This window comes from Paracoccus sp. (in: a-proteobacteria), assembly GCF_030538655.1.
GTDB lineage: Bacteria > Pseudomonadota > Alphaproteobacteria > Rhodobacterales > Rhodobacteraceae > Paracoccus.
In genome coordinates this window covers 1-21901 of the sequence record NZ_JAUNTO010000024.1, presented here as the reverse complement: position 1 = coordinate 21901, position 21901 = coordinate 1, and the positions used below count along the sequence as shown (strand labels likewise).

Annotated in this window: 23 protein-coding genes, 1 other RNA gene and 1 pseudogene; 7 read left to right on the top strand and 18 right to left on the bottom strand. The window is 62.2% G+C overall.

From position 1 onward, the window contains the following. Positions 1-122 precede the first annotated feature (122 nt). Positions 123-1622 carry a CoA-acylating methylmalonate-semialdehyde dehydrogenase gene (locus Q4G22_RS13525; RefSeq protein WP_303386421.1) on the bottom strand — a complete coding sequence of 500 codons (1500 nt, stop codon included), beginning with the start codon at positions 1620-1622 and terminating at the stop codon, positions 123-125. 101 nt (positions 1623-1723) lie between these two features. On the opposite strand from Q4G22_RS13525, the gene Q4G22_RS13520 reads away from it, so the two are divergent. The 4 genes from Q4G22_RS13520 (at position 1724) to Q4G22_RS13505 (ending at position 4692) form a co-directional block, all read left to right on the top strand. Continuing rightward, the gene (locus tag Q4G22_RS13520) at positions 1724-2635 is read left to right on the top strand and encodes a LysR family transcriptional regulator (protein WP_303386420.1); all 912 of its coding nucleotides are present in this window, start codon (positions 1724-1726) and stop codon (positions 2633-2635) included. Between the two features lie 60 nt (positions 2636-2695). After that, complete coding sequence (locus tag Q4G22_RS13515; protein ID WP_303386419.1) at positions 2696-3157, top strand: CBS domain-containing protein; 462 nt, start codon at positions 2696-2698, stop codon at positions 3155-3157. Positions 3158-3307: 150 nt separating this feature from the next. After that, complete coding sequence (gene coaD, locus Q4G22_RS13510; RefSeq protein WP_303386418.1) at positions 3308-3799, top strand: pantetheine-phosphate adenylyltransferase; 492 nt, start codon at positions 3308-3310, stop codon at positions 3797-3799. Between the two features lie 59 nt (positions 3800-3858). Further along, complete coding sequence (locus tag Q4G22_RS13505; protein WP_303386417.1) at positions 3859-4692, top strand: DUF2189 domain-containing protein; 834 nt, start codon at positions 3859-3861, stop codon at positions 4690-4692. Between the two features lie 83 nt (positions 4693-4775). Here Q4G22_RS13505 and Q4G22_RS13500 read toward each other — a convergent pair whose 3' ends face one another. From Q4G22_RS13500 to ssrA, 9 genes are all read right to left on the bottom strand, one after another. After that, positions 4776-5918, bottom strand: a complete 1143-nt coding sequence (locus Q4G22_RS13500; RefSeq protein ID WP_303386416.1) for an alpha-D-ribose 1-methylphosphonate 5-triphosphate diphosphatase — start codon at positions 5916-5918, stop codon at positions 4776-4778. Continuing rightward, a complete protein-coding gene (locus Q4G22_RS13495; protein ID WP_303386415.1) occupies positions 5915-6460 on the bottom strand; it encodes a phosphonate metabolism protein/1,5-bisphosphokinase (PRPP-forming) PhnN in 546 nt (181 codons plus the stop codon). The genes Q4G22_RS13500 and Q4G22_RS13495 overlap by 4 nt, the downstream gene beginning before the upstream one ends. Next, positions 6457-6591: a hypothetical protein gene (locus Q4G22_RS13490; protein WP_303386414.1), complete on the bottom strand. Its 135-nt coding sequence runs from the start codon at positions 6589-6591 to the stop codon at positions 6457-6459. Before Q4G22_RS13490 ends, Q4G22_RS13495 begins: the two co-directional genes overlap by 4 nt. 168 nt (positions 6592-6759) lie before the next feature. Continuing rightward, positions 6760-6987 (bottom strand): ribbon-helix-helix domain-containing protein, encoded by a 228-nt coding sequence (locus Q4G22_RS13485; RefSeq protein ID WP_303386437.1) that lies wholly within the window; start codon positions 6985-6987, stop codon positions 6760-6762. Positions 6988-7380: 393 nt separating this feature from the next. Then, positions 7381-7569, bottom strand: coding sequence for a DUF4169 family protein (locus tag Q4G22_RS13480; RefSeq protein WP_303386413.1), 189 nt, complete (start codon positions 7567-7569; stop codon positions 7381-7383). A 358-nt stretch (positions 7570-7927) separates the two neighbouring features. After that, positions 7928-9325, bottom strand: coding sequence for a class II fumarate hydratase (fumC, locus tag Q4G22_RS13475; protein ID WP_303386412.1), 1398 nt, complete (start codon positions 9323-9325; stop codon positions 7928-7930). Between the two features lie 74 nt (positions 9326-9399). After that, on the bottom strand, positions 9400-9960 hold the full coding sequence (locus Q4G22_RS13470; protein ID WP_303386411.1) for a class I SAM-dependent methyltransferase: 561 nt from the start codon (positions 9958-9960) through the stop codon (positions 9400-9402). A 65-nt stretch (positions 9961-10025) separates the two neighbouring features. Beyond that, entirely contained in the window at positions 10026-10487 is a 462-nt protein-coding gene (locus tag Q4G22_RS13465) for an SspB family protein (protein ID WP_303386410.1), read from the bottom strand. Positions 10488-10632: 145 nt separating this feature from the next. Then, positions 10633-10987: a transfer-messenger RNA gene (ssrA, locus tag Q4G22_RS13460) on the bottom strand. A 67-nt stretch (positions 10988-11054) separates the two neighbouring features. On the opposite strand from ssrA, the gene Q4G22_RS13455 reads away from it, so the two are divergent. Further along, entirely contained in the window at positions 11055-11318 is a 264-nt protein-coding gene (locus Q4G22_RS13455) for a PepSY domain-containing protein (RefSeq protein WP_303386409.1), read from the top strand. Positions 11319-11368: 50 nt separating this feature from the next. On the opposite strand, the gene Q4G22_RS13450 is transcribed toward Q4G22_RS13455, so the two are convergent. The 7 genes from Q4G22_RS13450 to Q4G22_RS13420 all read right to left on the bottom strand — a co-directional run bounded on the left by Q4G22_RS13450 (position 11369) and on the right by Q4G22_RS13420 (position 18291). Then, on the bottom strand, positions 11369-12415 hold the full coding sequence (locus Q4G22_RS13450; protein WP_303386408.1) for a PotD/PotF family extracellular solute-binding protein: 1047 nt from the start codon (positions 12413-12415) through the stop codon (positions 11369-11371). 83 nt (positions 12416-12498) lie between these two features. Continuing rightward, positions 12499-13242 (bottom strand): SDR family NAD(P)-dependent oxidoreductase, encoded by a 744-nt coding sequence (locus Q4G22_RS13445; RefSeq protein ID WP_303386407.1) that lies wholly within the window; start codon positions 13240-13242, stop codon positions 12499-12501. Between the two features lie 18 nt (positions 13243-13260). After that, positions 13261-14091 carry a YgcG family protein gene (locus Q4G22_RS13440; protein ID WP_303386406.1) on the bottom strand — a complete coding sequence of 277 codons (831 nt, stop codon included), beginning with the start codon at positions 14089-14091 and terminating at the stop codon, positions 13261-13263. 20 nt (positions 14092-14111) lie between these two features. Then, the gene (gene ppk2 / locus Q4G22_RS13435; RefSeq protein ID WP_303386405.1) at positions 14112-14990 is read right to left on the bottom strand and encodes a polyphosphate kinase 2; all 879 of its coding nucleotides are present in this window, start codon (positions 14988-14990) and stop codon (positions 14112-14114) included. Next, positions 14987-15919, bottom strand: coding sequence for a homoserine O-succinyltransferase (metA, locus tag Q4G22_RS13430; RefSeq protein WP_303386404.1), 933 nt, complete (start codon positions 15917-15919; stop codon positions 14987-14989). The genes ppk2 and metA overlap by 4 nt, the downstream gene beginning before the upstream one ends. A gap of 4 nt (positions 15920-15923) precedes the next feature. Further along, positions 15924-16787 (bottom strand): ATPase, encoded by an 864-nt coding sequence (locus Q4G22_RS13425; RefSeq protein WP_303386403.1) that lies wholly within the window; start codon positions 16785-16787, stop codon positions 15924-15926. A 370-nt stretch (positions 16788-17157) separates the two neighbouring features. After that, positions 17158-18291, bottom strand: a complete 1134-nt coding sequence (locus Q4G22_RS13420; protein ID WP_303386402.1) for an OmpP1/FadL family transporter — start codon at positions 18289-18291, stop codon at positions 17158-17160. Between the two features lie 194 nt (positions 18292-18485). On the opposite strand from Q4G22_RS13420, the gene Q4G22_RS13415 reads away from it, so the two are divergent. Continuing rightward, positions 18486-19463: a tellurium resistance protein gene (locus tag Q4G22_RS13415; protein ID WP_303386401.1), complete on the top strand. Its 978-nt coding sequence runs from the start codon at positions 18486-18488 to the stop codon at positions 19461-19463. 79 nt (positions 19464-19542) lie between these two features. Continuing rightward, positions 19543-20991 (top strand): IMP dehydrogenase, encoded by a 1449-nt coding sequence (gene guaB / locus Q4G22_RS13410; RefSeq protein WP_303386400.1) that lies wholly within the window; start codon positions 19543-19545, stop codon positions 20989-20991. 499 nt (positions 20992-21490) lie between these two features. Here guaB and glnA read toward each other — a convergent pair. Continuing rightward, positions 21491-21901, bottom strand: a pseudogene (gene glnA, locus Q4G22_RS13405) (glutamine synthetase); the annotation flags it as partial.

Sequence of the window (21901 nt, the reverse complement as noted above, 5' to 3'; positions counted from 1 at the left end):
GCGATCATGCCCTTTGGCCATGGTGCGTGCAGATAACAGGGCGACCGTGCTGCACACGACCGCTGCCGCTCTGCCTTCCGTCGCTGCGAACGAAAGGCCCCGGCGAACCGGGGCCATCTGCATCAATCCATCGCCTTGAAGTTAAACGCCGCGCCTTCCTTGATGCCCGAGGGCCAGCGCGAGGTGACGGTTTTCGTCCGCGTGTAGAACCGGAAGGCGTCCGGCCCGTGCTGGTTCAGGTCGCCAAAGCCCGACTTTTTCCAGCCGCCAAAGGTATGATAGGCCAGCGGCACCGGGATCGGCACGTTGATGCCCACCATGCCGATATTGCAGCGGCTGGCGAAATCGCGCGCGGTGTCGCCGTCGCGGGTAAAGATCGCGGTGCCGTTGCCGTATTCGTGGCTCATCACCAGATCCAGCGCCTCGTCATAGGATTTGGCGCGGACGGTGGACAGGACCGGGCCAAAGATCTCGGTCTTGTAGATGTCCATGTCGGGGGTCACGTTGTCGAACAGGTGCGGGCCGACGAAGAACCCGTCCTCATAGCCTTGCAGGCTGAAGTCGCGGCCATCGACAACCAGTTTCGCGCCCTGATCGACGCCGCTTTGCACCAGCCGCAGGATGTTTTCCTTGGCTGCCTTGGTGACAACGGGGCCATAATCCACGTCATCGCCTGCGGTATAGGGGCCGACTTTCAGCTTTTCGATTTTCGGCACCAGCTTTTCGATCAGCGCGTTAGCGGTTTCCTCGCCCACCGGCACGGCGACCGAAATCGCCATGCAGCGTTCGCCCGCCGCGCCGAAACCGGCGCCCACCAGCGCGTCGGCGGCCTGATCCAGATCGGCGTCAGGCATGATGATCATGTGGTTTTTCGCGCCGCCGAAACACTGGCTGCGTTTGCCCGTGCGGGCGCAGCTCTCATAGATATACTGCGCAATCGGGGTCGAGCCGACAAAGCCGACCGCCTGAATCACATCGCTGTTCAGGATCGCATCCACCGCGCCTTTGTCGCCATTGACGACCTGCAAGACACCATCGGGCAGCCCCGCCTCTTGCCACAGTTTGGCCAGCATCAACGGCACCGAGGGGTCACGCTCGGACGGTTTCAGGATCATCGCGTTCCCGGCAGCTAAGGCCGGACCCATCTTCCACAGCGGGATCATGGCGGGGAAGTTGAAAGGCGTGATCCCGGCCACCACGCCAAGCGGCTGACGCATCGAATACATGTCGATGCCGGGGCCGGCACCATCGGTAAATTCGCCTTTCAGCAGATGCGGCGCGCCGATGCAAAATTCGATCACCTCCAGCCCGCGCTGGATGTCGCCCTTGGCGTCGGGAAAGGTCTTGCCGTGTTCGGACGACAGCACCTCGGCCATCTTGTCCATGTCACGGTTAATCAAATCGACCATCTTCATCATCACGCGGGCGCGTTTCTGCGGGTTGGTCGCGCCCCATGCCTTTTGCGCCTCGGCAGCGCGGGCGACGGCATGGGCCATTTCCTCGTCGCTGGCCAGGGCCAGGCGGGCTTGCACTTCGCCGGTTGCGGGGTTGAACACATCGGCAAAGCGGCCGGATTTCCCTGCAACTTCCTTGCCGTCGATCCAGTGACCAATCTCTTTCATCGCATCCTCCTTTGCGTGTTGGCGGCACAATAGCCTTGCGGAAATGCTGCGCAAAGGGGAATGCTGGCAAAAGCATTTTGCGTTTTTGCAAAGGGTGTGGGGTGGACTGGGACGATCTGCGTATCTTTCTGGCGGTGGCGCGTGGCGAAAGCCTGTCGACGGCGGGGCGTCGGCTGGGGATGGATGCCTCGACCGTCGGGCGGCGGGTGGCGCGGCTGGAAGTCAGTCTTGGCGCGGCGCTGTTCGTTAAAACGCCACAGGGCTATGCGCTGACCGAACGCGGTCAGCGGTTGATCGCTCCGGCCGAGGCCGCCGAACAGGCTGCCGCCGCCGCTGCCGAGGTCGGCACCCCGACCGCCGGGCTGACCGGGCAATTGCGCATCGGTGCGCCTGACGGTTGTGCCAACTATCTGCTGCCGCAAATCTGTCAAAGCCTGTGCGCTGCCCATCCCGGCCTTGAAATCCAGATCGTTGCGCTGCCCCGCGTTATCAGTCTGTCGCGGCGCGAGGCGGATATGGCCATTACCGTCAGCCCGCCGGAAACCGGGCGGCTGGTGGTGCAGCGGCTGACCGATTACCGCCTGCATCTGGCCGGGCACGCCGATTATCTGCGCGCCCATCCACCAATTCGCAGCCGTGCCGATCTGCGCGGGCATCGCTTTGTCGGCTATATCCCCGACATGATCTTTGACCGCGAACTGGATTATCTGGCCGAAACCGGGGCGGATACGGCAGCCATTGCGTCAAATTCGGTGTCGGTGCAGATGCAGGCGATCCGGGCCGGGGCGGGGCTGGGGATCGTGCATGATTTCGCCATCCCCTTTGCCCCTAAGGTGCGGCGGGTGCTGACGGACCAGATTTCACTGACCCGCAGCTTTTGGTTGTTGCGCCACGCTGATGACCGCGCTTCGGCCCGTCTGGCGCGGCTGGCCGAGGCTCTGGCCAGCGGTATCCGGCGCGAGGTGGCCCGGCTGGAAAGCCTTGCTGCGCGGCAGGTCGATGGTTCCACTTGACGGCTGCCCCGGCAGCCGAACATGATGCATTCAACCCATACGCGACACCGGAGGAAGGTCATGCTGGTCAATCAGATACTCGCGCTCAAGAACGGTTCCGATAAGCCGGGCGTTAACGCAACGGCGATCATGACCATTCAGCCCGACGCGACGGTGGCTGATGCTGCCCGGCTGCTGGCCGAATATCGGATTGGGGCGGTGGTGGTGTCCACCGATGGTCAGACGCCGGCAGGCATCCTGTCGGAACGCGACATCGTGCGCCAGATCGGCAAGAATGGGCCGGGTATTCTGGATCAGCCCGTCAGCAGCATCATGACCACATCGGTGCAAACCTGCACCGTGGCCGAAAACGCACTGACCGTGCTGCAACGTATGACTCAGGGGCGATTCCGTCACCTGCCGGTGGTGGACGACAACGGGCATATGCTGGGCGTCGTCTCTATCGGCGATGCGGTGTCGGGGCGCTTGCAGGAACTGGCGGCCGAGCGTGAGGCGCTGACCGGCATGATTATGGGCAACTGATCCGGCCCCGATCCGCAGGTGCCACGGCGCGGCCCAAGGTGTCCGGGGCAGCACATGTTGACGATGATGGCGTGGGGCAGGGGATGCTGCCCCTTGTCATCGCGGCCAATATCCGCTTTCCCTTGGGAAAGGCACTGACAGGACGGACCCATGCGCATCGGCTTTTACCCCGGCACTTTTGATCCGGTCACGCTTGGCCATATCGACATTATCCAGCGTGCCATGGCCTTGGTGGACCGGCTGGTGATCGGCGTGGCGATCAACCGTGACAAGGGGCCGCTGTTCAATCTGGAACAGCGCGTCGCCATGGTGCGCGCGGAATGCGATGCCATCGTGCGGCACACCGGGGGCGAGATCATCGTTCATCCGTTCGAAAACCTGCTGATCGACTGCGCGCGCGATGTAGGGGCCTCGGTCATCGTGCGCGGTCTGCGGGCGGTGGCGGATTTCGAATATGAATTCCAGATGGTTGGCATGAACCGCGCGCTTGATTCGACGGTCGAGACCGTGTTCCTGATGGCCGATGCGCGGCGACAGGCGATTGCCTCGAAACTGGTCAAGGAAATCGCCCGGCTGGGGGGGGATGTGTCGAAATTCGTCACCCCGCCGGTGAAGCAGGCACTGGCCGAAAAATTCGGCTGACAAATCCGTTGATCGGCGCACGCGTTGCCCCTAGCCTTTTGGTCAAGGGAGGAACCGTCATGACAGACACCAACGATGACATGTTGTCGCAGAACGTGCCGCGCGCCCAAGGCGGGCCGGGCCAGCCGCGCGGCCCCGACACCATCCCCGAGCCGGTGCAGATCAGCATTAACGCCGTTTCGGAATCGCTGCTGGACGGTATCCGCGATTTTCGCCGCGCGCCTGCTTTTGGCCTGCTGTTTTCGGCCTTCTATGTCGCGGGGGGGCTGGTGCTGATGGCGGTGGCCTTTGCGGCCGGGCAGGAATGGTGGCTGATCCCGTTCATCGCGGGTTTTCCCCTGATCGCACCCTTTGCCGCCGTTGGTCTGTATGAAGTCAGCCGCCGGATCGAGGCGGGCGAGACACTGAGCTGGCCCTCGGTCGCGGGCGTCATCTTTGCCCAGAAAGACCGGCAGATACCCTCGATGGCGATGGTGATTCTGTTGCTGTTCATGTTCTGGGTCTTTGTCGCGCATACGATCTTTGCCCTGTTCATGGGCGTGTCGGCGCTGACCAATATCACCAGTTCGCCCGAGGTGCTGTTTCAGGGGCGCGGGCTGATGATGCTGCTGGTTGGCACGATCATCGGCGCGGGTTTTGCGGCGGTATTGTTCAGCTTTACCGTGGTTGGCCTGCCGCTGTTGCTGGAACGTGAGGTGGATTTCATCACCGCGATCATCACCTCGGTGCGGGCGGTGCTGATGAATCCGGGGCCGATGCTGGCCTGGGCCATGACCATCGCGACGATTTTATTCGCGGGGTTCATCCCGTTCTTTCTGGGGCTGTTCGTCGCGCTGCCGGTGTTGGGGCATGCAAGCTGGCACATGTATCGGCGGCTGATGCCGGACGTCTGACGGGTAGTTGCCGACCTGCTAAGGTTCTGCCCAAGGCTGCGTCTTTGGGCAAACAGTAGGCGGGGCGTGGTGTCCGGGGTTCGCTAGATCCGTTGGCCGCGTGCCCAGACCCCGCGCAGCACCGGCGTATCGGTGTCCATCACGCCAAAGCGGATCAGGTCGGCGCGCTGGCCCACCATCAGCGCTCCGCGATCAGGCAGGCCGGCGGCGCGCGCCGGGTTTTGCGTGACGCAGGCGATGGCACGGGCCATGTCGCCGCCCCAGATCGTCGCCAGCCGCAGCGCGCCTGACAGCAGCGCGGCGGGCACGTAATCCGATGACAGAATGTCCAGCAGCCCCGCCCGCGCCAGATCAGCGGCGGCGACATTGCCGGAATGCGATCCGCCCCGGATCAGGTTCGGTGCGCCCATCATCACCATGATGCCATGATCGTGGCAGGCGGCTGCGGCCTCGGGCGTGGTGGGAAATTCGGCCAGCCGAATGCCGTATCCGGCCGATATGGCGACGTGTTGCGGCGTTGTGTCGTCATGACTGGCCAAAGCAGCACCAAGGCGGTGGGCGACCGCGACGGCGGCGGCCTCGTGCTGGTCGCCAAAACGGGCGCGCAGATCTTGCAGGCGCTGCACGTGGTTGGCGAATTCCTGATCGCTTAACCGATGGCGGCCTTGCACATATTGCGCCAGCTTGGCCACGTCGCGGAATTGCCGCTGGCCGGGGGTGTGATCCATCAGACTGACGATGCCGACGCGATCATCGGGCGAGAATTCGTCCAGTTCCGCGATCAGCGTTTCGGAACAGACCTCGGCCCGCAGGTGCAGGAAATGGCTGATCTTCAGCGCCCCGCGTGCGCGAACGGCCATCAGCTCGCTGGCCAAGGGGCGGGCGTAGGGATCATAGCTGCTGTCATCGCCCCCTTCGCCGGGGATTGAACCGACGCGCATGGCATCGAACACAGTGGTGATCCCCACGCTGGCCAGTTCCGCGTCATGCGCGATGATCGCCGCCGCATGGGGCCAGTCAACGCCGGGGCGGGGCTGGATGTGGCGTTCCAGATTGTCAGTATGCAGTTCGATCAGGCCGGGCGCCAGATAGTCGCCGTTGCAATCGGTGGCACCGGCAGGCACGGCGGTGCCGGGGATGATGTCTGCGATCACCCCGTCCTGCACATGCAGGGCGCCACGTGTGACGGAATCGGGCAGGATCAGTTCGGCATTGGCCAGTATCATGCGCCGCAAATCCTTTCGATGGCGTTGCAGAAATCGTCCAGCGCGGTTTCCAGATCAGTGGAATTGTCGATGTCATGAACCGGCAGGTTCAGTCGGTCAAAATCCGGTCCGCGACCGATCCGTGCGGCCAGTTCGCGCGGGTTGTCACGGCCATGCGCCGTCAGCCGCGCGATGCGCAGTGGCTCGGGGGCGGTGACATGGATCACGGCAAGGCCGGGAAAGGCCGCCGCTGCCTCGGCCAAGGCCAGGCGCGACATATTGGCCAAAATCACCGGCGCGTCAGGCAGCTTTTTCGGGATGCCGTAGGACATGCCATAGGCATACCATGACACGGCCAGAAGCCCGGCCTTTTGCAGAGCGGTAAAGGCGCGTTCCTCGGTGCTGATGATCTCCTCGCCGCCGGGTTCAGCGGGGCGGGTGATGACGCGACGCACAATCGACACGCGCCCGGCCATGCGGTCGGCAGCGGCCTTCATCAGTGTCGAAACGCCCGAGCCGGACAGCCCGACCACCGCGATGATTTGCGGGGGCGGACGGCTCATGCGGTGGTCCGCAGCTGGGGCGGGCCAAACGGCACCATCGGCAGCAGGCCCGGCGTCGGTTGACGCGCGCCGGAAGCACCTATCGAGCCAAAGTCATTGTCCGCCGTCACTGCCAGTTTCGTCCCCGCCATTCCATGCACCGCCGCCTGACCGCAGGGTGCAAAACCTGTTCCCATTTGTTGGGCGGTGCCATCCTATCGCCGCAAAACCAAGGATACCAGTAACCGAATACAGCTTGCTGACGGGGGCACGGTTGCAGTTGATCCGGCCCGCACCCTATGCCGTGGGGCGACACAAGATTATGCGGTATCGCGATTTTGGACTGAATCCAGCACGAACAAGCGCAGCGCGGTCGCCAGGCCGACCTCGGGCGGGCGTTTGCGGTCGATTTCGGCGATCAGTGCGGCGCGGGGGCGGCCCAATTCCCGCGCTTTTTGGCCCAGAACCTTCCAGAAGGCATCCTCAAGCGAAACCGAGGTTCGATGCCCGCCAATCGTGACCGAGCGTTTGGCCGGTGCATCCAACAGCGGCAGGGTCAGCACAATCGTCCCGCATTCGCTCAAATGCTCATTATCTTTCTGAACCGATTCGGCGCGTTTCATGCGATACCTCAAGTCAGCTTCATTCGCCGGCCCAGAACCGGGCTATCAACAGGACAATCAGGCTAGCGATATGAGAATATTGAACAACATTGTGGAAAAATGGGCCAGCCCCAAAGCGGCATCAGATGACGCTACGGCAGATTTTTTCTACCCAGAGTGGTGTGAATTCCACTGTGAGACAGATAATGCGTTCGTTGTCGCCGATGATATGAACCGGCAAGACAAAACCCATGCCGCGCCACAGGCCGAGATGCTGACTGGGTGTGACGAACTGATCTTTGATTTCGGTCCCGGCGAACCCGCGGCGGGCTGGCTGGGCTAGGTCGGATCGCCTTCGTCGATCTGGTGCCCGTCCAGTGCCTTGGCTGCGCGTTCCTGATTGGCCTTTTCAGTGGCGATTTCAGCCTTGCTGCGGCCGAATTTTGCCGCATTGGCATCGCCCGTGCGGCGTGCGTCGGTTCGTGCGCGTGATTTGCGGGCCTGCCGCAGATTGATGACATTGCTCATACATTCACCGGGGGCAGCGTGATACGTCAAAAGATGCAAGGACATTCCTGCGCGCGAGTATAACACAGCGCAGCGCCTGAAACAGCCGATGGCGTGATATACTTGACTGCCCATCGGATTTTCATCGTTGCGAAACGTGGCAGGCGATACGGTTTGTCGGGGGCAGCGTGGTCTGGCTGTCACTGCGCAGTTTCGATCTGGCACCGCTGCACCGGATGAGGCAACAAAAGCGTGCGCGCATTAACCATGATGGCCGGTGAGAGCACGCAAGCTGCAAGTGCCGCCACACAGGCTGAGGAACAGTCTTATAACTGCGTTTGCCGAAAAAAGGGCGCGGCCAGTGCCGCGCCCGAGCGGATCAATCTTCGGGACCGACCATCAGTTCCGGACGCACGATGCGGTCGAACTCCTCTTCGGTGACAAAGCCCAGACCAACGGCTTCTTCGCGCAGGGTGGTGCCGTTTTTATGCGCGGTCTTGGCGACCTTGGTAGCATTGTCATAGCCGATGGTCGGGGCCAGTGCGGTCACCAGCATCAGCGATTCCTTCATCAGCCGGTCGATGCGTTCGACATTGGCCTGCGTGCCGACGACCATGTTATCGGTGAACGACCCGGCTGCATCGCCCAGCAGTTGCATGGATTGGATGACGTTATAGGACATCATCGGGTTATAGACGTTCAGTTCAAAATGCCCCTGCGACCCGGCAAAGCCAACTGCGGCGTCATTGCCCATCACATGCGCGCAAACCATGGTCAGCGCCTCGGCCTGGGTGGGGTTCACCTTGCCCGGCATGATCGAGGAGCCGGGTTCGTTTTCCGGCAGGATCAACTCGCCCAGACCAGAACGCGGGCCGGACCCCAACAGGCGCATGTCATTGGCGATCTTGAACAGGCTGGCGGCGACAGTTTTCAGCGCGCCCGAAAAGAACACCATCGCGTCATGGGCGGCCAGCGCCTCGAACTTGTTGGGGGCGGTCACGAAAGGCAGGTCGGTGATCTTGGCGATTTCCGCCGCAATCGCAGTATCCCAGCCTTTTTGGGTGTTCAGCCCGGTGCCGACGGCGGTGCCGCCCTGCGCCAGTTCATAGATCTGCGGCAGGCACATCTTGACCCGCTCGATCCCCATTTTCACCTGATGGGCATAGCCGCCGAATTCCTGACCCAGCGTCAGGGGTGTGGCATCCTGTGTGTGGGTGCGGCCGATCTTGATGATGTCCTTGAACTCCTCGGCCTTGGCGGCCAGCGCGGTGTGCAGCTTTTCAAGGCCGGGGATCAGCACGTCGCGGGCGACCATGCCGATGGCCACGTGCATCGCGGTCGGGAAGGTGTCGTTGGACGATTGGCCCATGTTGCAGTGATCGTTGGGGTGGACGGGCTTTTTGCTGCCCATCTCGCCGCCCAGAATCTCGATCGCGCGGTTGCTGATAACTTCGTTCGCGTTCATGTTCGACTGTGTGCCCGAACCCGTCTGCCAGACGACCAGCGGGAAGTTGTCGTCGAATTTGCCTTCGACCACCTCGGACGCGGCCTGCACCATGGCCTTGCCGATGGCCGGGTCCAGCTTGCCCGTGGCCATGTTCACCTGCGCGGCGGCCTGTTTGATGACGCCAAGGGCGCGGACGATGGCGACCGGCTGACGTTCCCAGCCGATGGGGAAGTTCTGGATCGAACGCTGCGTCTGCGCGCCCCAGTATTTGTCGCCGGGCACCTCAAGCGGGCCAAAGCTGTCGGTTTCGGTCCGGGTGGTCTTGGTCATGACATCGCTCCCTTGCGGTTTCGCCGGGTTTTAGCCGTCAGGGGGCAGATTCGCAATCAGTATGCGATGGTATGCTAAGTAGCTCCTTTCTGTCGGAACACATAGACCTGAGCCGGGGGCAGGTTCGCCCAGATGCGCGGGCTTTTGTCGTGGCGCAGCCCAAAACGGTTGCGCACGGTTTCTGACAGCGGCGGGTTCGGGCCATAGGTGATCTGCACGAACGGTGCACCTGGGCGCATCATGGTCAGTGCGGCACCGACAATGGCGGTCTGGATGTCGTCGGGCAGGGCCAGCACCGGCACGCCGGAAATCACTGCATCCAGGTCGCGTCGCCCCACGTTCACCATTTCCTGCGCGGGCAGGTTATGCACGCGGGTGCCGGGGAACAATTGTCGCAGGCGGTCGCAAAATGCTGCGTTCAGCTCATACAGTTCCAGCGCGGCGGGGGGCAGGCCGCGGTTCAGGATCGCCCGCGTGATGGTGCCGGTGCCCGCGCCGATTTCGGCCACGGCGGGCATGTCGGGGCTGATGACCCGCGCCATTTCCCGTGCGGCGGCGCGTCCCGTGGGCACAACGGCGCGAATTTCCGAAGGGCGGCGGATGAACTGGGTCAGAAACAGGCCGAGGTCCGACATGGATGATCCTTTTGCAACAAAGTTGCATCAGGGCTATCGTAGCCGGGTGACAGGGGTGTGACGGGTTATTTCCGCCACTTGTCCAGACTGACAACCTCACCGCCGCCTTTAGGCGCGTCATCAGGGGGGGCGATCAGGGCTTCGGGTTCACCCTCGTCGCTGTCGTCGTCATGGTCTTGCGTTTCAAAGCGCAGACCAAATTCGACCGAAGGATCAACAAAGGTCCGCACGGCATCAAAGGGAATGCGCAGCGGCTCGGGCGAGTTGCCAAAGTTCAGCGTGACGGTAAAGCCTTCGTCATCGACGCTGAGGTTTTCAAACCAGTGCTGGATAACGATGGTCATTTCGTCGGGGTAACGCTCATGCAGCCAGTCGGCGATCTGCACGCCTTCGTCGCGGGTGTCGAAGGTGATAAAGAAGTGGTGTTCCCCCGGCAGGCCGTTCTGCGCGACGCCCCGCAGCACATCTGCGATCAGGCCCTGCATCGCCCGATGCATCATGCTGCCATAATCGATTCCGCGCGTCATTTCGTTCCCCCGGTTCAAAATCCTTGCGCCAGCATAGGGATGTGGCCGCGATTGAAAAGGGGCGGATTACAGCTGGATATGTGCATACATTATGGGCGCGGAACGTTACGTAAACAGATTGGGCCGTGGCACAAATGGGGAAGAAAGTGCAGGATTCTGTTGCCAGGTTCCTGCGGACCCCGCCTTAGGCTGCTAGGCGTAAGGACTTAAGTTTCGGTCTTTCGAGCTGCTTACGCAGCCAGAGCGACCGGAGCACGGTTGTCGTTGGCAACTGTACATTTTGCACCGATAACGGTGGTAGCTCACCGAGACAAAGCAAACAGCTTTAGACGTTCGTCGATCCTGTTTCGGCCCCATGTTCCCCCAACGAGGGTGATCTGGTGGAGCCGCCGGGTACCGCCCCCGGGTCCGATCCGCTTATTACCTGCGCGTTTATGTCCATAGTCCGGGTTGCCCCGGACAGGTTCAACATAGGGCGCGGCAGGGTTTCGCGCAAGAGGTGGGTCGGATGGAACATTTTGCGAAGTGATACGTTAACGGCGGGTCTTTGGATTGAAAGGATGAACAATGTCTCTTGTGAAAATCTTTGCCGCAGCCGCCGTTCCGGCAACCCTGTTCGCCGGTATCGCTTTGGCCGATACGGCCCCGCCTGTCGGCTCGATGAAGCTGTCCGAGGTGGTGGCCGCGGTCGAAAATCAGGCCGGTGCCGAACTGGCTTATATTAAAGAAGTTGACTGGGACGATAACGGCTATTGGGAAATCGAATACCGCACCACGGCTGGGGCCAGGGTGGAACTGCGGCTGGACCCGGTGACGGGCGAAAGCCGCTAAGCGTCCCGACCAGACGATAAAGGGCGCCTTTGGGGGCGCCCTTTATCATGTCAGAACCCTGCCTTGATCCGTTCGAATTCGGCCAGTTGCCGCTGACGTTGTGCCGGGTCGTTCGGGGTCTGCGCCAGAATCGGCGCGTCGATGGGGGACAGGCCCGCGTGTTCCAGTTCCTCGGCTGTCAGCGTTTCCATGCCGCGATTGTTGGTGGAACCGTAGCCGATCTTGTCATATAGGCCGCGCGCGGCCTCGGGCGCGATCCAGGCGTTGATGAAATCATATGCCTTATCCTCGCTGCCCGGCGCGTTTTTCAGGTTCACCCAGCCGCAATAAAAGGTCGAACTGCCCTCGGTCGCCTCGCGCTGGAAACCCACGTCATAGTTATCGTCGCGCAGATAAACCACGCCGTCATTCCACGACCACGCCACATCCGCCGCGCCCGATGCCATGATCTGCGTCATCTGCGCCGGATCGGTCCAATAGGCGGCGACATTCTGGTGGGCCTGACGCAGCCAGTCGGCGGCCTTGGTGAATTCCTCGTCGGTCACATCGTCCCAATCGGTGGTGCCGGTGGCCAGATAGGCCAGTGCCCAGACATCATCCGACGAATCGGGCAGCGAGGTGCGGCCCTGATAGGCCGGGTTCACGAACACCTGAAGCGAAGAGACATCTTCTGCCGGGACTTTTTCGTTCGAATAGGCAATGGCGGTCACGCCCCAGTCGCCGGGGATATACCACACGCCTTCATCATCCCTGATAACCTCTGATTCCAGAAAGCGCGGGTCGATATTTTCGAACTCGGGGATGCGCGACACGTCCCACGGCTCGATCAGGCCGGCGTCGCGATATTTCGACACCATCTGGCTGCACGGATGCGCCACATCGGCACGAAAGCCCGAGGCCAGTTTCTGAAACGCCTCGTCGTCATTGCCGTAAAAGGCGAAGGTCGGGCCGGTGCCGTGCTTGTCGATATAGCCCTGATAGATTTCCGGTTCTTCGAACCCGGCCCAGTCAAAGACCGTCAGTTCGGGATCAGCGGCAAAGGCGGGCGCGGTCAGCGCGGCAAAGGCGGATGTCAGGCAAAGATGGCGCAGTTTCATGGAACCTCCGTGTATTCTTTGAACCTGACGCTAATGGTGGGCCGGGTGCCGCGCAAGGGTGATACACGGCATCCGCCGACCTGTCAGCGCATCCGCAGCGCGCCGTCCAGCCGCACGGTTTCGCCGTTCATGTAACCGGATTCCACGATAAAGGCTGCCAGCCGGGCGAATTCTTCCGGCTCGCCCAGACGTTTGGGAAATGTCACTTCGGCGGCCAGCGAATCCTGCACGTCCTGTGGCAGACTGCGCAGCATCGGCGTGCCAAAGGTGCCCGGCGCGATGGCGCAGATGCGAATGCCATTGCGCGACAGATCGCGGGCGACTGGCAGGCTCATCCCGGCGATGGCGGCCTTGGACGCGGCATAGGCGGCCTGGCCCGCCTGACCGTCAAAAGCGGCGATGCTGGCGGTGTTCACGATGACGCCGCGTTCGGGACCATCGTTTGCCGACATTGCCTCGGCCGCCAGGCGCAGCACGTTAAAGGTGCCGATCAGGTTCACCTCGATCACGCGGCGAAAGCTGTCCAGCTTGTGGGCGCCGTCGCGGCCCACGGTCTTTTCGCCAATCACGATGCCCGCGCAGTTCACGCAAGCGTTGATGCCGCCCATCTGCTCGGTCGCGGCCTTGATCGCGGCCTGCACGCTGGCTTCGTCGGTAACATCGGTTTCGGCAAAGCCCGCGCCGATGCTGTCGGCAAAGACCGCGCCCTTGGCGTCGCGGTCCAGCACCATGACCTGCGCGCCCATCTTGCGGAAATATTCCGCCGTTGCCGCGCCCAGCCCGGATGCGCCGCCGGTGATGATGGCGCGTGTCTTGCTCAGTTCCATGTCTCTCTCCCTTGAAAATTACCAGCGCCCCGAAGCGCCGCCGCCCGATGATCGCCCGCCGCCAAAGCCGCCGCCGCGGTTGCGCCGTGGGCTGGGCGACGATACCGGCGCGCTACGCGTCTCTCGCGGGCCGGTCCAGCCGCAGCGGGTGCAGCGCCGCCAGATGACCCGCCGAGTCGTCGGTGCCCCGCCGGGCAGGCTGTCGCCCACCGTTTCGCTTTCCTGTATCAATCCAGCCCCGCCGCATTGCGGGCAGGGCTGCCGGGCACGCAGCAGATTGCCGATCAGCCCGCGCCCGATCTGCACAATGACAAAGCCAAAGAACGCAAACACCCCTGCCAGGATCAGCCAGTTCAGCCCGTTGCGCGACGATGCCGGTTCCTCGCCCGCCGCATGGGGCCGCGCGATCTGCTGGATCACGTCCAGCGTGCCTTCGCGCAGGCCGCGCGACATGTTTCCGGCGCGGAAATCGGGCAGGATGGTGTTGTCGATGATCTGCCCGGCCACGCGATTTGCCGCTGCCGGATAGCCCGCGCCCAGTTCGATCCGCACCTCTCGGTCGCCTGTCAGAACCAGCACCATAAAGCCGTCATTGCGGTCTGCATCGCCGACGCCCCAGTGATTGAACAGCCGGGTCGCGAACGGCTCCAGCCCGTCAGTGCCGCCGTAACGGGCGCGGTCGGTCAGCGTGACGACGGTGCCCTGAACGCCGGTGTCGTCATGCAGCGCGATCAGCGCCTGATCCAGAATCTGCGTATCCTCGTTCGTCAGCACGCCCGCGAAATCATTGATGCTGGTGTGCTGCCAGTCGGGCAGATCCTGCGCGGCCAGGGGCAAAGCCAGGGCCACCCATAAAATCGCCGCGCAGATCATGCGCCAATGATCTCTGGCCCGCCACAGATCGCGGGGTCGGGGATGCCGATGATCTGTTCGTCTTTGCCGGCGAAATCGACCGCGTGCAGCACCGTCTGGATGGCGGCGATCCGGGCGCGGCGTTTGTCGTCAGAGCGGATCACGCTCCAGGGTGCCAGCGGCGAATGGCTGCGCGACAGTGTATCCTGAATCGCGGCCGTGTAGTCATCCCACAGCCCCAGCCCGTTTACGTCGATGCCTGACAGCTTCCACTGTTTCAACGGGTCGTTTTCGCGATCCAGAAAGCGGCGCAATTGTTCGGCGCGGCCCACGTTCAGCCACAACTTGACCAGCACGATGCCATCATCGACCAGTGATTGCTCAAAGGCGGGCAACTGCCGGAAAAAAGCGTCACGCTGCTGCACGTTGGAAAAACCGAACACCCGCTCCACAACGCCGCGATTATACCAACTGCGGTCAAACAGCGCCATTTCCCCCGCAGCGGGCAGCCAATCGACGTAGCGCTGAAAATACCACTGGCCTGCCTCGCGCTCGGTCGGTTTGGGCAGGGCGACAATATAGGCGCTGCGCGGGTTCAGATTGCCGCGCATCACCTCGATCGTGCCGCCTTTACCGGCGGCGTCGCGCCCCTCGAACACCACGACCAGCCGCTTGCCCGTGTGGTTGATGTCAAACAGCATCCGCACCAGTTGCAACTGCAACTGGTCCATGCGCCGTTTGTAGTTATCCTTGTCCATCTCTTGATCGTAGGGATAGCCGGGGTCCAGAATGTCGTGCTTGCCCGCGCTTTCGATGGCCTTGCGGATGTCCTTGGGCGCCGCTTTTTCCAGAAAGGCCGTGATGTCGCCGACATAAGGGATGGTCTGTTCGATCATGGCTGCGGTTCCCCGATCCGGTTCATGTCGAACCATGTGGTCTGATAAATTTCGTTGATCCAGTTGCCGTAAAGCAGATGCGCATGGCTGCGCCAGCGGTTCGAGGGTATCTGCGACGGATCGTCGTCAGGGTAATAATTCAGCGGCACGTTGATCGGTTTGCCCACCGCCACATCGCGGTCGTATTCCTCTTTCAGCGTGGTGGAATCATATTCCAGATGATTGAACACATACAGTGCCCGGTGGTCCGTATCCTGCACCAGACAGGGGCCGGTTTCTTCGCTGCCCAGCAGGGTGGTCAGGCCCGGTGCCGCATCGACATCGGGCTGGCGCACCTCGGTCCAGCGGCTGACCGGCACCAGCACATCATCGGAAAAACCGCGCAGATAGGGGCTGGCCGAGGCCAGGTTGTGATGCCGAAAACAGCCGAACGCCTTGTGCGGCAGCGGATGCTTGGGCAGGCCGTGAAAATGCCATGCCATCGCCATGCCGCCCCAGCAGACACCCATGGTCGAATGCACATGGCTTTGCGTCCAGTCGAAAACGCGGGTCAGCTCGTCCCAATATGTGACCTGTTCGAAGGGCAGCTTTTCGACCGGCGCGCCGGTAATGATAAGCCCGTCGAACTTTTCGCCCGAGGTCTCGACCTCGCGGAAGGTGCGGTAAAAGCTGGCCATGTGGTCGGCGGCAGTGTTGCGGCTTTCGTGATCGGACATGCGGATCAACTGAAAGTCGATCTGCAAGGGCGTCGCCCCCACCAGCCGGGCAAACTGGTTTTCCGTCTGGATCTTTTTCGGCATCAGATTCAGCAGGCCGATGCGGATCGGGCGGATGTCCTGCGTGGCCGCGCGCCCCGGCGTCATCACCATCACGCCCTCACGCGACAGAATGTCAAAGGCCGGCAGGTCAGAAGGCAGCGTAATAGGCATCGGATCAGTCTTTCTTGCGGTCGATGGCGCGGGCGATCAGGTCAATGAAATCGGCCAGATTGCGCGTTTCGGCGACCTCCTCGGCCAGCACGGTGACGCCGCGGCGGGCCATGGCGGCATAGCGCGGCTGACGATGCGCCAAAGCGCGCCAATAGGTCCAGCGGATGAAATCATCGGGGTTAACCTGGTCTTCGGTCAGGCCATTTTCAACCCGATAGGCGACCCAGGCCTTTTCCAGAAACTCGGGCTGGTAATACATCGGCTTGGGCGCGCGGTCGAAACGGCGCACCAATTCGGCGGTATGCGCGTCTGATCCTTTGATCCAGACCAGCAGCAGTTCCGATTCCAGCACCGACAGAACCGGATCGTCGGGATTGTCGGGATCCACCACTTCGCAGATCGACCCGCCGGTGTCGCAGACGAAATGCGGGATGCGGTAAATGTCCTGCGCGCGGCTGATGAAATGGCCGGTGTCCAGCAGACTGGCGATTTCCGCCGTGCGATGCTGCCGCTGGCGCAGGCAGTATTCGTCGAACGGCAGGCCGCCGCGCGTCGGGCTGCCGGGCTTGCCCAGATAGGTGGACAGCGGCGCCAGATTGTCGAAGGTGATGTTGCTGCCGATATAGACCGAATCCGACAACAGCAGCTCGCGCAGGAACGGCACTTTCATTGCCTCGCGCTTGAAGTTGTCGGCGATCAGTTCGCCCATATAGCGGGTGCCGATCCGGTAATCGACCGAGTAGTGAAACCAGTCGCCGGTGTCGCGCAGCATGGCCGACAGATAGGTCTTGCCAAGGCCCGACATGCCGAACAGCGCCACCCTTTTGTTCTGGGCATCCCGCCAGTCTTGCCCGCTGCCATAAATCATGCCGTGCCCCATTCGCCGCCGCGCGGGAAATCTAGTGCAGCGCGCGACCGGGGGGAAGGGGCAGGGCGGTGTCGCGGGCGGGCCATGCAGATGGCGGCGGTTCAGCGTATTGAGGGCAAAACAGCGGCTGACCACCGGGCCGCCGTGCCGTCAAACCCTGACTGTGGGAAAGCGTGCAGTGCGATCAGGCAAGCACGCGAAAGGGGGGACATGCAGTTTGCGTTGGTCTGCGACCGAGCGTGATAAAGCCGGATCGCCCGTGAAAGCCTGCCAATCTTGAACCAGACGGTGCGGAACCATAAAGGCCCCGCAATTATGCGGGGCCTTGGGGATTGTCAGTGAACGAAGGGTTCGCGGCGCCCCACCTCGTTCAGAAGCTGTAGCCGATCTTGATGCCGACGCCGACGAAATCATTGTCGGTCATCTCAGCACGCGCGGTGCCAGCCGTTGCCGGGGTCGAGTCGCCCAGCTTGGTATAGTTGATCCCCGCCGTAACCTTGAAGTTATCCTGAGTGTAGATACCGGCCAGCGTGATGCCACGACGTCCGTTCGTCGGCGCCAGCGGAGATACCAGATCGTTGCCCGACTTTTCCCAGCTGAACGATGCCGCGCCCGACCAGTTTTCGGTGAACTTGCGCGCCACGCCCAAGGTGTAGGTCGTCGAATCCTCAAGCTCGACCAGGCTGCCCAGGGGCTGTCCGGTCGTCGGGCTGGGGATGTTGGCAAAAATCGCCGGCTCAACACGGAAGGCCGACCATTCTACCCAGCGAACCGAGCCGAACACCAGTGTGTCGGGGGCGACGCCGGTCTGGAATTCAAGGTTCCACGATTTCGGTGTGTCGATTTCGGTATTGGACGAACCCGCAGGGTTAATCGGGTTGCCGTTAATCGTTTCTACCGTGCGGAAATCGTGTGAGACTGGCGAATTATAGGTCAGCGAGACACGAGCGGCGATTTCAGGCTTTTCCCAGCTTGCCCCGATGGCATAGCCCCAGCCCGTATCACTGTCGAGCGTGACATTATAGCCGTTCAGCGACGAATAGGCCATGCCAGACAACGTGACATTGCCATCTGCCGTGCTGCCCCGCAGACCGCCGTGAACGCCGAAATTGTTGTCGAATTTATAGCGCAGCAGTGCGGTGTAAGTGGTCGAATCCACCGTTACGGCTGTTCCGCCAAGGGCAATAGAAGCAGCCGGATACCGGATGTCGGCGCCAAATGGCTGTTCGACGATGAATGCCACCGACAGATTGGGCGAAAACTGATGCTTATAGCCCAGCGAGAAGAAATTGTAGGCGTCGCTGACATTGCCAAAGCTGCTGCCACCGAACAGTGCTGTATCCTGCCCTGATATGCTGGGTTTGGCGCGGCCAAAGCCCAGTTCGGCATAGTTGCCTTCTTCGAACAGGATGGCGATGGACTGTGGCGCACGCTCAAGCCCGCCCGCCATGACTGGCGCGGCGGACAGCATAAGTGCCGCAAAGCCCCTCAACGCAGATTTCATTTTCGTTCCTCCCAGACGGATTCGTTTTTTGCATTGTCGTCAGCCTAACCCGATAATGCTGCGAATCAATTATCGCCCGTTTATGACGCTGCGTTTGGTGCGGTTCAGCCGCGGCATCGTGTCGTTGGCGCAACGCCCTGACACATCTTAACTAATCGTTCAGTTTTGAATGTTACTCCCAAAGGATGACGACCATGCGCTTTGCCATGCCGAAAACTGTTCCGCCCGGTCTTTGGCGTCGGGTGCCACCGCTGATTTTCGTGCCGCTGCTGGGGGCCTTGGGGCTGGTGCTGGCATGGCGTGATGCCGCGACAATTTTCGCGCTGAACACCGGGCTGATCGAGGCGGCGGCAGGCGTGCTCAGCCTGCTGACATTGTTCGCGGTGCTGACCTATGCCGTCAAGCTGGGCTGGCGGCCGTCGGTGTTGGCCGATGAACTGAAAATCCTGCCCGGTCGCGCTGGGGTGGCGGCAGGGGTTCTGTGCTTATACCTGCTGGCCGGTGTGCTGGCACTTTATGCGCCGGGGCTGTCGCCCGGTCTGTTGTTGCTGGCCATGGCACTGCATGTGGCGACGCTGGTGGTTCTGCTGTTCGTGCTGCGACATGGCCCCGCCGAACAGCGGCGGGTTTCGCCGGTGTGGCACCTGAGCTGGGCCGGGTTTCTGGTCGCGGCCAAGGCCGCGCTTGCGGTGGGCTGGCCGGGGGTGGCTGCGGGGCTGTTGTGGCCCTCAATGCTGGCGGCGGTGGCGATCTGGGCAATCAGCGCCCGGCAGTTTGCCTTGGCCGCACCACCTGCGCCGCTGCGGCCGCTGCTGGCGATCCATGTTGCACCGTTTGCGCTGATCGCGATGGTCGCGGCGGGGCTGGACCATGACAAGATTGCAGTCGTGTCGGCGATGGCCGGGCTGCTGCTTTTGCTGGCACTGGTGATGTCGGCGCGCTGGCTGCTGGCGTCAGGCTTTTCGCCGATGTGGGGGGCGCTGACCTTTCCGCTATCGGCCAGCGCGGCAGCGTGGCTGACGCTGGCACAGGGCGGATTGCCGGGCGCGCGGATTGTGGCCGGGGTGCTGCTGGTGGCGGCGACATTGGCGATTCCGCCGATCCTGTTCCTGATCCTGTGGGATTGGGCGCGCGGTCGGCTGGCGGTCAAAACCAACGCCGCCATCGCCTGACCTCATCGGCGGGGGCTGGACAATTCCCGTCCCGCGTGAAAGGGGAAACTGCCAAACGAACCCAAGCACGGAGCGTCCCATGCAGATTCGCGAGGCCCTGACCTTTGACGATGTTCTTTTGGTGCCTGCCGCCTCGACGGTGATGCCCTCGACGGCGGATGTGACCACGCGTGTCACCCGCCGTATCGCGCTGAACATCCCCCTGCTATCCAGCGCCATGGATACCGTCACCGAAAGTCGTATGGCGATTGCGATGGCGCAGGCGGGCGGGCTGGGCGTGATCCACCGCAACCTGACCACCCAACAGCAGGCCGACGAGGTGCGCCGCGTCAAGCGTTTTGAATCCGGCATTGTCTATGACCCGATCACGCTGCGCCCCGATCAGACGTTGGCTGATGCCAAGGCATTGCAGGAGCGGTTCAACGTCACCGGCTTTCCGGTCGTGGATGACAAAGGGCAGGTTGTCGGCATTGTGACCAACCGCGACATGCGCTTTGCCAGCGACGACAAGACGCCGGTCAGTGTGATGATGACCCGCGACAATCTGGCGGTGCTGCGCGAACCCGCTGACCGGGCCGAGGCGATCAACCTGATGAAAGCCCGCCGCATCGAAAAGCTGCTTGTGACCGACGGGCAGGGGCGGCTGACCGGGCTGCTGACGCTGAAAGACACGGAAAAAGCGGTGCTCAACCCGCTGGCCTGCAAGGACGAACTGGGTCGTCTGCGCGTTGCTGCGGCCTCGACCGTTGGTGAAGAGGGGTTTGAACGCTCGCAGGCGCTGATCGAAGCGGGTGTTGACCTGCTGGTGATCGACACGGCGCATGGTCATTCCGAAGGCGTCGCCCGCGCGGTCGAACGGATCAAATCGCTGTCGAACGATGTGCAGGTCGCGGCAGGCAACGTCGCCACTGGCGAGGCGACGCGCGCCTTGATCGGCGCCGGGGCCGATGCGGTCAAGGTCGGCATCGGGCCGGGGTCGATCTGCACCACCCGCATCGTCGCGGGTGTCGGCGTGCCGCAGCTGACCGCGATTATGGATGCGGCGGCGGCGGCGGGCGACACGCCGATCATTGCGGATGGCGGCATCAAATTCTCGGGCGATTTCGCCAAGGCCATCGCGGCGGGGGCAAGCTGTGCCATGGTCGGCAGCGCCATCGCAGGCACCGATGAATCGCCCGGTGAGGTGATCCTGTATCAAGGACGGTCGTTCAAATCCTATCGCGGCATGGGATCTTTGGGCGCGATGGCGCGCGGTTCCGCCGACCGCTATTTCCAGAAAGACGCCGCCAGCGACAAGCTGGTCCCCGAAGGGATCGAGGGTCAGGTGCCCTACAAGGGCAGCGCGGCGGCGGTGATTCACCAGCTTGTCGGCGGCCTGCGCGCGGCCATGGGCTATACCGGCAAGGCTACGGTGGATGAGATGCGCGGCGGCTGTGAATTCGTCCGTATCACCGGCGCGGGCCTGAAGGAAAGCCATGTGCATGATGTTCAGATCACGCGGGAGTCGCCGAATTATCGGCTGGGGTAATCAATGATTTGCGTGGGTTTCGTGGTTCTAGGCTGATGTGATCCGTCGCATCTGAAATCACTAACCCACGCGACATCTGCTAATGCCGACTGATACTGGCGGTGTCCTGCCACCGTAAGGATCAGGCTTCGCGCAGTGCGGCATCTTCAAGTTTGCCGAACTATCGGCTGGGATAATCAAGGCGGCAGGCGCGCACAGACGCCTGGATGAAGCTGCCCCGGATGGTCTTACCTCTAAAAAATACAGCCAGGTCGCGCGGTATCTGCACGGCCTTGTTTGTGTATCGCCGTGCCAGCGGCGGCAGAATGGCAATTTCCTGCGATGGATAGGGGCCGTCCATATCGGGCGCGGCACTGGGTGCCTTGTGCGTCAGGCGATTCTGGGTGACTGCACGGCAGCCGCCTGTTTGCCCTTATTTTCGGTTTGGGGCAGGCTCTGATCGCCTGAAAAACAGGCGCCCTTTGCGGGCGCCTGTCAGATGTCCTGGGTCTTGCCTGCCTTAGCAGCTGTAATACATCAGGTATTCAACCGGATGCGGGGTGTGTTCATAGGCGTAAACCTCTTCCCACTTCAGCGCGATGTAACCCTCAAGCTGGTCGCGGGTGAACACGTCGCCCGCCAGCAGGAAGTCCATGTCCTTTTCCAGTTCTTCCAGCGCCTCGCGCAAGGAACCGCAGACGGTGGGGATTTCGGCCAGTTCTTCGGGCGGCAGGTCATACAGATCCTTGTCCGACGCGGGGCCGGGGTCGATCTTGTTCTTGATGCCGTCGATACCGGCCATCAGCAGTGCGGCAAAGGCCAGATAGGGGTTCGCGGCGGGATCGGGAAAGCGTGCCTCGACCCGTTTCGCCTTGGGGCTTTCGGTCCACGGAATACGCACGCAGCCCGAGCGGTTGCGCGCGGAATAGGC